Annotated in this window: 13 protein-coding genes; 9 read left to right on the top strand and 4 right to left on the bottom strand. The window is 45.4% G+C overall.

The genetic code is table 11. The annotated features are described in order from the left end of the window. Positions 1-92 precede the first annotated feature (92 nt). On the top strand, positions 93-2,387 hold the full coding sequence (locus RH46_RS07235) for a YgiQ family radical SAM protein (RefSeq protein ID WP_006878751.1): 2,295 nt from the start codon (positions 93-95) through the stop codon (positions 2,385-2,387). Positions 2,388-2,452: 65 nt separating this feature from the next. Here RH46_RS07235 and serC read toward each other — a convergent pair whose 3' ends face one another. Further along, positions 2,453-3,535, bottom strand: coding sequence for a 3-phosphoserine/phosphohydroxythreonine transaminase (gene serC, locus RH46_RS07240; RefSeq protein ID WP_006878752.1), 1,083 nt, complete (start codon positions 3,533-3,535; stop codon positions 2,453-2,455). Positions 3,536-3,658: 123 nt separating this feature from the next. Then, the gene (locus tag RH46_RS07245) at positions 3,659-4,924 is read right to left on the bottom strand and encodes a DUF945 family protein (protein WP_006878753.1); all 1,266 of its coding nucleotides are present in this window, start codon (positions 4,922-4,924) and stop codon (positions 3,659-3,661) included. A 173-nt stretch (positions 4,925-5,097) separates the two neighbouring features. Here RH46_RS07245 and RH46_RS07250 point away from each other — a divergent pair, with 173 nt between their 5' ends. The 3 genes from RH46_RS07250 to RH46_RS07260 all read left to right on the top strand — a co-directional run bounded on the left by RH46_RS07250 (position 5,098) and on the right by RH46_RS07260 (position 8,277). Then, positions 5,098-7,050 carry an ATP-binding protein gene (locus tag RH46_RS07250; RefSeq protein WP_006878754.1) on the top strand — a complete coding sequence of 651 codons (1,953 nt, stop codon included), beginning with the start codon at positions 5,098-5,100 and terminating at the stop codon, positions 7,048-7,050. Next, positions 7,047-7,544, top strand: coding sequence for a response regulator (locus RH46_RS07255; protein WP_006878755.1), 498 nt, complete (start codon positions 7,047-7,049; stop codon positions 7,542-7,544). Before RH46_RS07250 ends, RH46_RS07255 begins: the two co-directional genes overlap by 4 nt. 166 nt (positions 7,545-7,710) lie before the next feature. Beyond that, positions 7,711-8,277, top strand: a complete 567-nt coding sequence (locus RH46_RS07260) for a hypothetical protein (RefSeq protein ID WP_006878756.1) — start codon at positions 7,711-7,713, stop codon at positions 8,275-8,277. 97 nt (positions 8,278-8,374) lie between these two features. Here RH46_RS07260 and RH46_RS07265 read toward each other — a convergent pair whose 3' ends face one another. Further along, positions 8,375-8,962: a TfoX/Sxy family DNA transformation protein gene (locus RH46_RS07265; protein WP_006878757.1), complete on the bottom strand. Its 588-nt coding sequence runs from the start codon at positions 8,960-8,962 to the stop codon at positions 8,375-8,377. A gap of 351 nt (positions 8,963-9,313) precedes the next feature. Here RH46_RS07265 and RH46_RS07270 point away from each other — a divergent pair, with 351 nt between their 5' ends. The 5 genes from RH46_RS07270 (at position 9,314) to RH46_RS07290 (ending at position 14,724) form a co-directional block, all read left to right on the top strand. Next, complete coding sequence (locus tag RH46_RS07270; RefSeq protein ID WP_006878758.1) at positions 9,314-10,234, top strand: HDOD domain-containing protein; 921 nt, start codon at positions 9,314-9,316, stop codon at positions 10,232-10,234. Between the two features lie 19 nt (positions 10,235-10,253). Further along, positions 10,254-11,159, top strand: a complete 906-nt coding sequence (locus RH46_RS07275) for a LysO family transporter (RefSeq protein WP_006878759.1) — start codon at positions 10,254-10,256, stop codon at positions 11,157-11,159. Positions 11,160-11,273: 114 nt separating this feature from the next. Continuing rightward, complete coding sequence (locus RH46_RS07280; protein WP_006878760.1) at positions 11,274-11,786, top strand: hypothetical protein; 513 nt, start codon at positions 11,274-11,276, stop codon at positions 11,784-11,786. Positions 11,787-11,930: 144 nt separating this feature from the next. Further along, a complete protein-coding gene (panP, locus tag RH46_RS07285; protein ID WP_006878761.1) occupies positions 11,931-13,583 on the top strand; it encodes a pyridoxal-dependent aspartate 1-decarboxylase PanP in 1,653 nt (550 codons plus the stop codon). Between the two features lie 286 nt (positions 13,584-13,869). Continuing rightward, positions 13,870-14,724, top strand: coding sequence for a MurR/RpiR family transcriptional regulator (locus RH46_RS07290; protein WP_006878762.1), 855 nt, complete (start codon positions 13,870-13,872; stop codon positions 14,722-14,724). Between the two features lie 30 nt (positions 14,725-14,754). On the opposite strand, the gene RH46_RS07295 is transcribed toward RH46_RS07290, so the two are convergent. Next, positions 14,755-16,011, bottom strand: a complete 1,257-nt coding sequence (locus RH46_RS07295) for an iron-containing alcohol dehydrogenase (protein ID WP_006878763.1) — start codon at positions 16,009-16,011, stop codon at positions 14,755-14,757. Positions 16,012-16,270: the final 259 nt, after the last annotated feature.

A 16,270-nucleotide genomic window follows, 5' to 3' on the forward strand; every position in this document is an offset into this window, starting at 1 on the left:
CAACTTCAGGGGAAATAAACTTAGTTATAATGAGGTAGATAGTCGCCTTGCAAGCCGCTATAATTCGCGCTCCTTGGCACAGAGAGCAAAATATGTACAGCAACATCACTCCTATTCACGAGCACAAAAAATATTGGGCAGAATGCTTTGGCACTGCGCCATTCCTGCCGACCAATCGAAAGGAAATGGATGCCCTGGGATGGGATAGCTGCGACATTATCATTGTAACTGGCGATGCCTATGTTGATCACCCAAGCTTCGGTATGGCTATCATTGGCCGTCTGCTGGAAGCCCAAGGGTTTAGAGTCGGCATTATTTCTCAGCCAGAGTGGCATAACAAAGATGCCTTTACTGCTCTTGGTAAACCGAACCTCTTCTTCGGTATCACCGCTGGTAACATGGATTCAATGATCAACCGTTACACTGCCGACCGTAAGCTACGCCATGACGATGCTTACACCCCAAACAACGAAGGTGGTAAGCGCCCGGATCGCGCAACACTTGTTTATTCTCAGCGTTGTCGCGAAGCGTACAAAGGTGTGCCAATCGTTCTTGGTGGTATCGAAGCGAGCTTACGTCGCCTAGCCCATTACGATTACTGGTCAGACAAAGTTCGTCGTTCTGTGCTGTTTGACGCCAAAGCGGATATCTTGCTGTTTGGTAATGCGGAGCGTGCACTGGTAGAAGTGGCACACCGCCTTGCGGATGGCGAAGACATTGCCAGCATGACTAATATTCGTGGTACTGCGGTCAGCCTTGCCGCTGAGCCAGAAGGTTACAGCGTGATTGACTCATCACGCATTGAGAAACCACGTAAAGAAGCTTTTATCCCGCCAAATCCTTACGCGGTTGAAGAACAGTGCGACACCAAAGCGAAAACTCAGGAAGCAGAAGCGCAACCAATCACGATTCGTCCTTCGCGTCATGATGCTGCGACCACTGCAGTACGTATTCCTCCGTTTGAAAAGCTAAACAATGACCGCATTCTTTACGCTCACGCCAGCCGTATCATGCACCTTGAGACTAACCCTTACTCAGGTCGCGCTCTGATCCAGCGACATGGTGACCGTGAACTGTGGGTTAACCAGGCGCCGATTCCGCTTACTACTGAAGAGATGGACTACGTATTTGGCCTGCCTTATGCCCGTGTCCCTCATCCTATGTATGGTAAAGCTAAAATCCCTGCCTACGACATGATCAAGACATCGGTTAACATCATGCGCGGTTGTTTTGGTGGCTGTTCTTTCTGTTCGATTACTGAACATGAAGGCCGAATTATTCAGAACCGTTCACAAGAATCTATTCTTTCTGAGCTGGAAGAGATTCGGGACAAGGTACCTGGCTTTACTGGCACGATTTCTGATCTGGGTGGTCCAACGGCCAACATGTATCGTTTAGGCTGTAGCGATCCAAAAGCGGAAGCTAACTGTCGTCGCCCATCATGTGTGTTCCCGGGTATTTGTAACAAGTTGAACACCGACCATAAGCATACTATCGATCTCTACCGTGCTGCGCGTAAAGTCGAAGGTGTGAAAAAGGTCATGATTGCCTCTGGTGTTCGTTATGATTTGGCAATCGAATCGCCAGAATATGTTCGTGAACTAGTGACTCACCATGTAGGTGGCTACCTGAAAATTGCACCGGAACATACAGAAAAAGGCCCATTGGATCTGATGATGAAACCGGGTATGGGCACCTACGACCGCTTCAAAGAGATGTTTGAAAAATACAGTGCTGAAGCAGGTAAGAAACAGTATCTGATTCCGTACTTTATTTCCGCTCACCCAGGTACTGAAGATGAAGACATGCTTAATCTGGCGTTGTGGCTGAAAAAGAACAACTTTGAGTGTGACCAGGTACAGAACTTCTACCCATCACCGATGTGTAACGCAACCTCAATGTACTATTCAGAAACTAACCCTCTGAAACGCGTGAAGTACAAGAAGCGAGAAGAGGTGCCGGTCGCTAAAGGTGAACGTCAGCGTCGACTACACAAAGCGTTATTACGCTACCACGATCCGGCTAACTGGCCACTCATCCGTGAAGCTCTGATCAACATGGGCAAAAAACACCTGATCGGTGATAAGCCTAGCTGTCTGGTTCCTGAAGAAGACATTGATGCTAAGACACCAGCTCAACGTCGTAAATCGGGCAGACACGGTTCTCAACGCTTTGCGACTAAGCACACGAAGAGCCAACCGGGTTTCGAAAAAATGCACGGCGAGCAGCGTAGTAACGGCAAAGGTAACGGCTCTAAAGGCAATGGCGGCGCAACGTCAAACCGTAATGGCAAACCAACCGGCAAACCAAATAACAGCCGAGGTGGTAAACCAGCAGGTAGTGGTGCAGGTAAGCCACCAGCAGGTCGTAAGCCTAAACGCAGATAATCACAGTTCTCAGATACAAAAAGGGCCTGACTCTATCGAGTCAGGCCCTTTTTTACACATTCAGTTTAAGCGTTTTTCGCTTCAAACTCTTGCATGAAGTCGACCAGTGCCTGCACACCTTCCAGTGACATCGCGTTATAAATAGACGCACGCATACCACCAGCCGCTCGGTGACCTTTCAGTGCTACCAGACCACGTTCCGCAGCCTGTTCAAGGAACAAGGCATCAAGTTCAGGCTTAGCGAGTTGGAAAGGTACATTCATTCGCGAACGGTTGTCGCTATGCACATTGTTAATGTAAAAGTCAGAGCCATCAATCTGATTGTAGAGCAGCGATGCTTTCTCTTTGTTCACTTTCTCAACTTCAGCAACCCCACCCTGCTCTTTCAGCCATTTAAAGACCAGACCTGACAGGTACCAGGCGTAGGTTGGAGGAGTATTGAACATGGAGTCTTTTTCCGCCAATACTTTGTAGCTCATAAAGCTAGGTATCAGTTGATTGGCAAGCTCCAGCAAGTCGTCACGCACGATCGCGATACAGATGCCAGCCGGTCCGATATTTTTCTGAGCACCTGCGTAAATTACGCCGTACTTAGAAACATCGATTTGACGGGAAAGAATGTTTGAAGACATGTCAGCAACGATAGGTTTATCAGTCTGCGGTAGCTCACTGATTTCGATGCCATCGATGGTCTCGTTTGGACAGAAATGAACATAAGCTGCTTCTGGATCGATTTGCCACTCAGAGGCTGGTAGTACCGCGGTTTTACCATCGATTTCAGTTTTAGCGGCAAAAGTATCAACCTGACAGTACTTCTCTGCTTCGTTAATTGCGCTTTCTGCCCAGTAACCAGCATCAATGTAAGTTGCCTTTGTCGCGTTACCCAGCAAGTTAAGCGGCACCGCAGCAAACTGTGCACGGGCACCACCCTGACAGAATAGTACTTTGTAATTGTCTGGGATGTTTAACAGGTCACGTAGATCCTGCTCTGCATCTTCAGCAACCTTAATGAACTCTTTGCTACGGTGGCTAATTTCCATCACCGAGGTACCGAGGTCATTCCAATCGACAAATTCCTTTTGTGCTTTTTCCATTACCGCTTTAGGCAGGGCTGCCGGACCTGCGCTAAAGTTGAAAACCTTGCTCATCTATCTTTCCTTGCTCATGCTTCAATAAGAGATTAATCGATTAATACCATGTTTTTTGCTTGATAAAAAGCAAGAAAAGAGGTCTTAAGACCTCTTTTCACTTTAAACAATCAAATATTGCAATTATGGCTGCATCAATGCTGGGAGAAGCAGTGCCATTAGAGGGATCTGCTGTCCATTCTCAAACACCAAATTACCTTCTTTTAGTTGAGCCTGAATCTGATAGCCTTCATCTGTTTCCTCAATCAGCTCCATGACAATCGCTTCATCAATACCCTGCTTAATAAATGGGTACTGGGTAACTAAACCATTAGAGAAGAAAGTATTAAGGTCACCGGTCAGCGCAGGAAGAATCATCGCCGGATTCTGAGCCACATTGTCAGTACCTTGAGGAACGGTGATCTGCCAGTTTGACTCAAATTCACTCTCTTCACCTAACTTAACCGCCATTTTGTTCATTGCCAGGTAAAAACCCTTGGAGAATAAACTTTCAACATAAGGTACTGCGGCGTCTATATCGGCATTCGTTGGCATTGGGTTGTTCTGGTACAGATTGACCAGATGCTCAAACGCAACACTGTCTAAGCCACCAAAAGCGAGATCAATAGAAACACTATCTACGTCGCCATCGACAGTCACCAGATTCTTAAGGTCAACGACATGCTGACTGCTGACGGTTTTTGCAACTTCATCGAAGCTGCTTGAGAAAGCGTACTGACTATTACTTAAGCTGAACAGAGGCGATTGATCGATGTCCAGAATAGATGCATCGTTCACTTTTACCGTCTGTTCACCAATCCAGAAACTATTAATCTGCTTGCCTTCACCCTGACCCGATAAACCAGAAAGCAGAACTTTCTCGCCAGAGTTAAAGTCAACTTCAACCGATGGAACATCTAATTGGTAAGTAAGATCACCCAAGACGCTAACATGCCCTTTCAGGGTTGAAGCGGTAACTGAGACAATCGCTCCATCTGGTCCTTCGGAAACCTGATTCCAGTTATCCATTTTCACGACGTAATCAGTATTACCATTAAGCTGAGTGATAGTATTCAGAGTCAGCGGCAATTCAGGTTGGTTTTCGATAACAGACTCAGCTTTAAGGCTAAACAGACCATGACTGACGTCACTGTTTAACACCACTTCTGTCGGTAGACCATCTATTGCTAACTGTTCAGCCAATACAGGGTCCGTTACGGTATAACGAGTTTTAACCGTCGAAGATAGATAGCCTCGATTATATTCAATAACTTCAGCTTTTACTGAGTCATTATTAAGATGAGCGACACCATCCTGAATGACAGTTTGCCCAATCTGACCGACCGCTAGCGGCCAACACAACGCAAGTACTACAGCGCCGCCAATGGCGCCAATTTTTTTAAGTTCCATGGTGTTATATTCTTAAACTACGATTTCATTCAGTCTACACGAAAAAACATTGAGATAAATCAGAGTATTGGCTTTCTATAAAAAACATCAGGAATTCTCATACCTAGCTCTCAATACCATTTTTTCATCCTTGTTACAGTTATCCCTGTGGATTTTAAAATTGTAGCCTACTCGTGAATCATTTTGCCGTACTCTGTTTAGATAACAACCCAATCAGCATTGAGCAATTGAGGCGTGAACTTGCCCCACTCTCTGCAAAATTTGACCTGCACACTGCAGACACCATTGAAGATGCTCAAGCTGCATTAGAGTTTTGCCTTGAGCAAAAACAGACTGTCGCACTAGTGATTGCCAGTCATCATGAAAGTTTTAATGGCGCAGACTTCTTAATTCAGTTGGATAAAAACAGCCATACTCGCACAGCGCGAAAAATATTAATTAGCTGTGGCCAAGATATTCAAGCCATCCTCTCTGCAGTCAATGATGGCCGGCTAGATCACTGCCTGACTAAACCACTGCAAGACAATCTGGTCCATCAGACTGCTCAAAAAGAGTTAACGACATTTATCCTCAACAACGATAAAGACAATCTGCTCGCCTATAGTCAAGTTCTTGACCAACACCGATTATTACGCGCCCATATCGAACAGAAGATGCGTAGCTATCGTGAGGGCTTTATTACCGACCATCATAGCCTGTCGGATCAGCAATTAGCCGAGCAAGTCACCTCAGCCCTGCTCGACTTTTTTGCCGATCAGGATGAGACCAAAGCTTTAAGAACCTATTCACCTGACCACCTTCTGACTAAGGAAGGTGAAGAGAACCAGTTCCTGTGGTTTATAACCAAAGGTCAGGTTGCACTGTATAAAAAAGATGATATCGGCCGTCAGAGAGAAGTAGTCAGACACTCTCAAGGCAATATAGTCGGCGGGATGTCATTTGTTACTGGCGAGCCTTCATTCTCGACGGCAGTGACACTGAGTCAGACAGAGGTGATTAAGTTAGACCGTGAAGTATTCGGCAAGGTCATGCACTCTAATATGACACTCTTACCGCTATTCACCAACTTGTTACTTCGTCACTTCAACCGACGCCTACAACGTAGCATCAACACTAAGTTGGAACTGCAAAAGACTCTAGAGTCATTAGAAGTCGCTCATCAGCAACTCATCGAGCGCGAGAAAATGGCCATGCTTGGTCAACTCGTCTCTGGAGTCGCCCACGAGCTTAATAATCCCATTGCGGCGATTTTACGTGGTACCGACACCTTAACCAGCAAAATGCAGCACTTGGTTGATGTCCACTCTATCGAGGAGATCGGTCTGGAGGGTATCAATGTCCTCAAGCAGGGTCTGACCCAACGACCGAGATCGACCGCTAGCGAACGAACGATTATTCGTGACACCGAAGCATTAGTGAATAACCGCAGAATCGCTAAAAAACTGGTGAAACTTGGCCTTGAATCCCAAACAAGTTGGCATGCCATGGCTCAACGCAACCCAGAACAAGCGTTACAACAACTGGAAAAGTTGGAAGACTACTATCTTGCGGGTTCAACCTTACGCTCGATCAATGTTTGCGCAGGAAGAATTGCAGATATGGTCAAGAGCCTTAAGGGCTACGCCCGTCCTGATGATGAAAGGTTTCACCTTAGCGATATCCATGAGGGCATTGAAGACACCCTAACCATCTTTGAAAATAAGCTTAAGTTCCATTCCGTAGAGCGTCATTACGCAGATATTCCTGCCATCCAATGTCTGCCAATCGCTCTGCAACAGGTTTGGACTAACTTAATTTCCAATGCAATCGATGCGTTTCCACAGCAGGGGCTACTGACCATCGAAACGAAACAGCTCAATCATGATGAGCAGGATTGGGTGGTGGTTTCCTTTACCGACAACGGCAGCGGTATCCCAGTTCATGTTCAGCAACAAATGTTCGACCTTAACTTCACCACCAAGCGAGAAGGCAATTTTGGATTGGGTATCGGCCTCTCCGTTTGCCAACAAATCATCCATCAGCATGGTGGCAGAATTGAAGTTGAGTCTGAAGAAAATCAATATACCTCAATGTCAGTTTGGCTACCTTGCCATCAACTGGCTATTTCGCCAAGGAGCACCGAATGAACAAATACCTAATATTATGTGTCGATGACGAGCGTGAAGTATTGGATAGCGTCATTCAAGACTTAGATTGCTTCGAGGAACATTTTATTCTGGAGCCAGCAGAGTCGGTAAAGGAAGCAAAAGAGTTGATTTTAGAGTCGCACAATGAAGGCGTAAAATTGGCGCTGATCCTTTGTGACCATATTATGCCGGAGCAAACGGGTATTCAGTTCCTCATCGAATTGAATGAGCAGCCGAGTACTCAAGCGACTCGTAAGCTACTTCTCACTGGTCAAGCCGGTCTAGAAGATACCGTTGAAGCAATCAATCATTCAAGCCTCGACTTCTACATTGCTAAGCCATGGCGTGGCGACGAGCTACGTAAAGTGATCAAAGACCAGCTCACTACTTATATGATCGACAATGAGACTAACTTAATGCCTTGGGCATCTGCATTGGACACTGAACGCGTTTTCGATGCAATGGCTAAAAATCGCCTGGAATTTGGTGAATAAGTAAGCATTCATGGCACGCTGATTGCTTATAAGTATAAATAACGACAAAACAATGACATTTTTATAGTGGACGTTGTTATGATGCATTATCATGTCGTAACTAATGTCATAGCGCGCGTGTCGCTAAAGACCAAGGAAATTAACAAGATATAGGTTTATCGTCCATATGCGTAAAACAATCTTAGCTGCAGCTCTAGTGCTTGCATCCGGTCAATCATTTGCTCAAACCGATCCAAATAGTCCTGCGGTAATGAGTAACTTCAGTTATGACTACCTAGAGGCTCGTATCGGCGCTAGCCCAGTCACTTTTGGTGCAGCAATGAGTAAATCAATCCACCCTAACGCTCATGTGTTAGGTCGTGTAGATTCTGAGTTCGAAGGTGATTACGACGCAGCGGCAGGCTTCGGCTTCCATGCACCAATCAACAACTGGGCTGACTTCACTGGTGAAATGCTTCTTCGCCTTGTCGATACTGGTGACCAGGCTCGTAACGGTTACAGCCGTGGTACTAACACTGGTATGGAACTTAACCTTGGTATCCGTCAATGGTTAGGTCCACAACTTGAAGTTGGTGGTAAAGGCGGTTACGTATCTATTGATGACGATGACAAGTGGATTGGTTCAGCATACGCTCGCTTCCACTCTACAGAGCTATTCTCACTAGGTGCAGAAGCGCGTATCAACGACTTCTACGGTGATCAGCTAATGTTCACCACTCGCTTTAAGTTCTGATAAAGCATCAAGATTAAAAAAACCGAGGCCAAAGCCTCGGTTTTTTATTATCCGCAAATCCATTTGCGTATGAGCGAACAGTGGACCACTGATTGGATTAGTGGCAATTAGCTAACAGCTGACGTTTGCGTGGTTCCTGAATCAGTTTCCAGTGGATACCTTCAACGGCACCGGCAAACTTCCAAAGTAGTTTTACATCTACGTCGCTGCCATATGCCTGCTTAACACGGCTAAATACTGCCGCTGCGCCAAGCTCTAGGAATGTATCAACATCATCAATTCCGGCTTTCTTGACCATACGCTCCAGAGTCAACTGCATGTTTGGTAGATCTCTTAAACGTCGGTTAGCCGAAGAACGTTTAAACTCACGCTGTGATACTGAATAAGTGATTGATTGCTCAACTAACTCTCCGACACGATGAAAATTGTCAACAAAAAGGGCGGTGATGTCGTAGTAGTTAACGGTCGCTGTGGTTTGCTTTTTAACATGGCGGTACTTTTCACAGTTAAGAGAACACAGTTCTTCGTCTAGTTTCTCTCCACCACGGATAAAAATCTTGTCCGCGCTGATTAAAGCGAACATCGCATCGTCTTTGAACAATCCGGTACCACCAAACATTGAACGTTTTTGGAAGTCACCAAATTTTTTAACGTATTGAATAAATTGTTGCTCTGTCATATCCATTGATCCTTAATCAAAAACCCCGATTAGAAATGATCACCAGATAGCAGCAGTTTTAAGCGAAAAGATAAAAATTCACCCAAGCATTAATATTTTTGTTTGAGCTGGAGTGATAATAAACACTAAGAATGATAGTTAACGAAACAAAATAAGTCTGGGCATGGGTCACATGAATTGGATAACAAAGATAGGAATATGGATTAAGCGTCACAATTTTGCACTAACCTACCCTGCCACTTGCTCAAGTAATGCTTATACCGAACAGCATAAATCATCAATATGAGTAATCTATTATTTGCTAAAATACGTAGGAAAACGTTACACTGTAAAAGTTAAATTAACCTTCTAGCAGTTATGAATCACCTATCATTTTATTGGCTACCGCAAAACAATGAGCTTTTGATTAAAGGCATCGAATCTGAGTTTTCAACCCTGATTGAGCACTCTATAAAGTCGCGGAAAATTTCCCTACCTCCTATCCCTGATGTCGTATTGAAAATCCAACAATTATGTTCTCAAGACAGCACTGGAATTTCTGATGTCGCAGATAGTTTGCTAGAAGACCCAGGTCTAGCTGCCATCGTGATCCGCGTGGCTAACTCGGTTATTTTCAACCGACGTAATATCACTTGTACTGATCTCGTTACTGCGGTATCTCGCCTCGGTATCCTACGTGTACGTGACATTGTTACCGCTCAGGCGATTGAGCAACTCAAACATTCCGTTAACTTAAGCCCTTCGTGTAACAGAGTTTTGGTGCAGAGCGCAGCAAATTCCCGCGAACTGGCGGCAACTATGGTATTAGTCGCGCGAGGCTTTAAAGAGTCTGAGGAGCCGAGGTACCGCCACATCGAAACGGATAAAGCACTATTGGCAGGTTTACTCGCCGATATTGGACTGTTCTGTATTGTCAGCGAATACCACAGCTACCTTGAACAGGGTAACTACTTAGATGAAGAGATCGCTTTCCAGGTATTCGAGCGCCAATGCTCTAGAGCAAGCTCACTGGTACTTGATAGCTGGGGTTTCGATAACGACTTCCTTGAAGTTGCTTCTAATCAAAACCTGAGCGAATCTGACTTGGCTGTTACCTACCTTGATATCGCCAGAATCGCAAATCACATTCTAATGTTCCGTCGTCAAGATGAGCAGATAGACGAACACACTGTAGAATTTGATGTTACAGGCGCTGATATACTGTACAAACTCAGTAATTTAAGTGATATTGAGTTCAATACTCAAATAGATGAACTTATTAGCGCAAGTGGTTTGTAACCACTAGACAGGAAGTACCATGTTTTCAGGGATGTTATTTATCTTTGCCCCACTTGTGGTGGGGTATTTCATTTCTATATCTAAAAAATCGCTACTTGATACTATCAACGCAACAACCTCTAACCTGATTTACGTCATTTTGGCGCTGATGGGTTTAAGTTTGGCAGCATTGGATAATCTCGGTCAGAATTTACAGCTGATTCTTAAGACCACAGCGGTTTTCTTTACTTGTCTCAGTTTAGCCAATCTGGCGGTACTGCCACTGATCGACAAATGGCTTCCAATCCATACCGATGCCAGTAACACCAAACTGCCTCTCTCTGAGATGGCGATGGAATCTGCCAAGCTAATTCTGGTTGTTGGCGGTGGCTTAATTATCGGCTTGATGTTACCTATCGATCTGAGTTGGGTTGATACCGCCAGCGAGTGGATTCTGTTCCTATTGCTATTCTTCATTGGTATCCAACTACGCAACAGTGGTCTAACCCTGCGTCAAATTCTGCTTAATAAACAAGGTATGGTTATCGCACTGGCCATTGTCGCTAGCTCTATGGTTGGTGGCGTGATCTCAGCGTTGATCCTCGATATCGATATTTATCGCGGTTTGGCTATGGCTTCTGGATTTGGCTGGTATTCACTGGCAGGTATCCTGATGGGCGATGCTTTTGGTCCAGTTTACGGCGGCGCTTCATTTATGATTGAGCTGCTTCGCGAACTGATTGCCCTGGTCCTGATTCCACTCTTTATCAGAACCAAGCCTTGTACCTCTATCGGCTACGCTGGTGCTACCGCAATGGACTTTACTCTGCCAGTCATTCAAACCACGGGTGGTGTGCGATGTGTACCTATTGCGATCGTTAGTGGCTTTATTCTTAGTCTGTTGGTGCCAATTATGATGCTTTTCTTTGTCTCACTTGCAGGCTAGATCGCAGGAATCGAATTGAAAATTATTTATATTGGCCGCTTACAAGCCCAATAAATTTAGATAACTCTAAATTAGCAATAAATAGTATAATAAGTATCTTCAAAAGGAATCATTATGAAACGTACGATTGCTGCCCTGCTACTCGCTGCAACATCTACACTGGCTAATGCAGCAGACAACACCTGCATGTCACAGAAATACGATGCGTACATCGACGCTTCTCTGCATTGGTATGAAGACCTGGCTAAGTTAACCTCTGAGCAATACCCAGAACTCACGGAAGTCAGTGAGTGGTTCCTTGAGGGACGAAAGAATCATTTTGAATTGAACCGTGCAGCGGTGCACTACTACCTGAATGAAGATCCTACGAAAATTGCTACAGCTCAACCTGTAGAGGCATGGCTACAACTCGATCAAAAAGACATCAAAGTTCTGGCGTCACGTAGCGACGAACTTGGTCAGTTAGCGCAAGTGACTTTTGCCGATCGTCAGGCCGCGCCACACGAGAAAAACTACCAGCTGCGTTCTGCATTTGCAGACTTACTAAGTCATCCAACTAAAATTGATTCAGCTCTGAAGCGTTACAACGCTTCAATCAAAAACCTCGAAGCGATTGACTGTAAGTAGTCACAAGCTTTTAAGGGGCTTTAGCATCTTCGCAGTGCGACGCCCCGTTAAAAGCGAACATTCGTGAATTAAGACGGGACATTGTTCCCGTTTTCGTTTAGATTGTCCCGCTTGCAACAAGAACGATTAGAGCAATGTAGCTGTATGAAACCGGAACAAAAAACGGCTGACGTGAGTTTTGAGAGTTTACTCCGAATCTTCACTGTACCTGAAGGGCCTGACTCAACGCTAACCAAAATCGACGAAGAGCTGTCGCGTAACTTAAATAAGTTTCTCCGCGAGCATATCGTAGCGGAAGAGAAACCGCTGCGCGATATAGAAAAAGACTTCTCTCGAGCCGCTATCCCTGAGCAACCCGAATTCGTCTCCGATCATACGCAGCATCTGTTGGACACGTTAGTATCCCACTCTGTTCACACCTCCGCTCCTAGCTTTATCGGCCATATGACATCGGCATTGCCTTATTTCCTGATGCCTCTGTCCAAGATCATGATCGCTCTCAACCAAAACCTAGTAAAGATTGAGACGTCTAAAGCATTCACACCATTGGAACGTCAAGTGCTTGGCATGCTGCATCGCCTTATTTATGGTCAGAATGACAGCTTCTACGCACAGTGGATGCACAGTGCTAACCACTCTTTAGGCGCTTTTTGCTCTGGCGGTACTATCGCTAATATCACCGCTTTATGGGTGGCTCGTAATAATGCCCTCAAAGCAAATGGCACCTTCAAAGGTGTTGAGAAGGAAGGTCTGTTCAAAGCCATGAAACATTATGGCTACGAAGGTCTTGCGGTGCTGGTTTCAGAACGTGGTCACTACTCACTTAAAAAAGCAGCTGATGTGCTTGGTATCGGTCAGGAAGGTCTGGTCGCAGTTAAGACTGACAACAATAACCGTATTTGTCCACAAGCCTTACAGCAACGCATTAGTGAACTAAAAGCGCAGAATATCAAGCCATTCGCCGTGATCGGTGTCGCTGGCACTACCGAGACAGGCAGTATTGATCCGCTTAAAGAGATTGCTCACATCTGCCAACAGGAAGATTGCCACTTCCATGTTGATGCAGCCTGGGGTGGCGCGACTCTGATGTCTAACAATCATCGTCATCTACTCGACGGCGTCGAACTAGCTGACTCTGTCACCATCGACGCACACAAGCAGCTATACATTCCAATGGGTGCAGGCATGGTGTTGTTCAAGCAGCCAGATGCGATGAAGTCCATCGAACACCACGCGCAATATATCTTACGTAAAGGTTCAAAGGACCTTGGTAGTCATACGCTCGAAGGCTCTCGTTCGGGAATGGCAATGCTGGTTTACGCCGCTATGCACATTATCAGCCGTCCTGGTTACGAGCTGCTTATTGACCAAAGCATTGAAAAAGCGCGCTACTTTGCAGAACTGGTTAAGCAGCAAGCCGATTTTGAACTGGTTTCTGAGCCAGAGCTATGTCTGTTAACTTATCGTTACCTGCCACCTCATGTTAAGGCAGCGCTGGAACACTCGAAAGGCAAGCAGACTGAACAGCTCAATGAGTTACTTAACGAACTGACCAAGTTTATCCAGAAACGTCAGCGTGAAACTGGTAAATCTTTCGTTTCACGCACGCGCCTAAACCCACAACGCTGGGGGAATCTGAACACTATCGTTTTCCGTGTGGTACTAGCCAACCCGCTGACAGGAACGGATATCTTAAGTTCAGTTCTGGAAGAGCAGCGCGAGATAGCGACTCAAGCTCCTAAGTTGATGTCGAAGATCGATGCACTGTCAGCAGAAATCGTTGCTCAGTCGGAATAAACTGAAACTTTCTTTCTCGAAAAGTGTAATTTGCCTATCAACACACGCCTCAGATTTTCATTTTTTCTGGCTCAAGATGTGATTTCTGTAGTTTAAACAAAATTTAGTTTGAGGCTTGTCATATATTAGCCAATTGGCTGGTAGAAATGTTGCCGTAAACCTTTGGCTTAGGTTTATACTGGTCCCATGGCGCCAGATAGCTCTTACCCTTTTGGGAAACTGGTTGTTTCCTATCATTAATTTCGGGTATATCTGGTGAGTTGTTCTCTATACCCTCGTGAACACTATGAACACATTAGAAAAAATTCAAAAAAATCTAGAAAACTTTAGTAAGTCTGAGCGTAAGGTTGCCGAAGTTATTATGGCATCCCCGCAAACTGCTATTCATTCTAGTATTGCTACACTGGCCAAGATGGCTGATGTAAGTGAGCCAACTGTTAACCGTTTTTGCCGCCGCTTGGATACCAAAGGCTTCCCGGACTTTAAACTGCACTTAGCGCAAAGTCTTGCTAACGGAACGCCATATGTAAACCGTAACGTCGAAGAAGACGATGGTCCAGACGCTTATACTCATAAGATCTTTGAGTCGACGATGGCATGTCTGGACGTGGCTAAAAATAGCCTCGACCCAATGCAGGTTAATCGTGCCGTGGATCTTCTCACTCAGGCTAAGCGAATTTCATTCTTTGGTCTTGGTGCGTCGTCAGCTGTGGCAAAAGATGCTCAAAACAAGTTTATCCGTTTCAATATCCCAATCACCTGTTTTGAAGATATTGTTATGCAGCGAATGAGCTGTATCAACTGTACAGATAACGATGTGATCGTACTTATCTCTCATACTGGCCGCACTAAGAGTCAGGTTGAGATTGCGAATCTTGCACGTGAAAATGGTGCGACGGTTATTGCTATCACGGCTAAAGATTCACCGCTGGATAAAGCAAGCTCGCTGTCTATTTCCCTTGATGTCCCTGAAGATACTGACGTTTACATGCCAATGGCAAGTCGTGTCGTTCAGATGACGGTCATCGATGTCTTAGCGACTGGCTTTACACTGCGCCGTGGTTCAGGCTTCCGCGAGAACCTTAAACGCGTTAAAGATGTCCTCAAAGACTCACGCTACGATAAGCTGTCACAATTCTAGTAAAAACGGAGCGTTAAACGCTCCGTTTTTTTAACTGCTCTGTAACCGCCCTTCATCGAGTTTATCGCCCCCTACTCTTACCACACTCGCTTCTGCTACTAGCGTTGAAGAGTGTTCTTGGTCCTTACATGAACCGTTACATTGACACACCTGCTCCAGGATATAGGTCAAGCGATCTTTGGTTAGCGGTAACGGGTTCCCTTTGATTGCAACTGACTTTAACGCATCGTCCGCGACACTTTCAAAGGAAGTGGTACACACACCAAACTGTTCTAGTTTCGGTAGCTCAAGTCGGTCTAACATCATATTGACCCACAGTACTGAGTCTTCTCGACAAGCGTTAACCCGACCTGTCATGATCCTCGCTATTCTGGCATAACGCTGGAGTACATCTTGCCTGCCCGCTTGTTTGGCTGCGGTAATATTTTCCATCATTACGTAGGGTGCTAAACGGGCGGTAATAATACTGTGCGGAGCATTAAGCTTCCCCCCTAACGCTGACGCTAAGCCATGCGCGGCACCTAATTTAGCATTGGTAATCGCCATACCACCCAACATGGCAGCAAATGAGAGATCGGCTCTCGCTTTGAAATCATCATGCAGACAACCAGCCAGAATCGAATGACTTAGACGACGTAATCCCTCTTCGCAAATCATATCGGTTAACGGGTTCGGCTCTCCACATACATACGCTTCCATCAAATGGGTAAAAGCATCCATTGCTCCTCGCGCTGATGTGGCTTTATCAGTGCCATAGGTCAACGTCGGGTCAACAATCGCGACATCAGCTAACATATCCGGGCTGCGCAAACTCACTTTCACCTGATCCTGGCCAGATCGAAGCACAGCATTACGAGTGACTTCTGAGCCCGTACTTGCGGTAGTAGGGATTGCAATAAAAGGAAGAGGCTTGGATTTAAGCGGCACATTGCGACCGACCACTTCAACGTAATCATACACATCACCCTGGTTAGGAATAATCGCTGCCAATGCCTTGCCCATATCCAGCACGCTGCCCCCACCAAGCGCTACAACCATATCGGGTTTGAACTTTCGTCCGACTAAGGCGGTCTCTTCAACCATAGTGATATTGGGTTCACCTTTTATTGCGACATGTTGATAGCGCATGTTCTGAGACTTTAGATATTGGATAACGGGAGAGGCTCGCTGGATGCTTTTGCTGGTCACTAGCAAAACGCTATAACCGAATTGATTCAGTACAGACAGTGACGACTGCAATGCACCTTCACCAAAGATGATTCGGGTGGAGGTCATAAATTGAAACATGCTCTATCTCTCCCTCTAGCTGCGATTGAAATAGCTTGCACCGATTCGTCTCCAATTAAATTGACCAAGTGCAACTTGTGACAAATAACCTTTAATAAAATACGGCTTTATCGACGTACAGCACGCGCCATACGGTTTGATGTTACTGATTGGGCTCAAAATTTGTTCGATAGATTTCACCTATCGAAACAACAGGTAAATGCCACTTTATTTCCGTCAATGATTCGGGCATAGTTGCAGTTAACAAATTACAGGAGAA

Origin of the sequence: Vibrio brasiliensis LMG 20546 (genome assembly GCF_000189255.1) — a bacterium.
GTDB lineage: Bacteria > Pseudomonadota > Gammaproteobacteria > Enterobacterales > Vibrionaceae > Vibrio > Vibrio brasiliensis.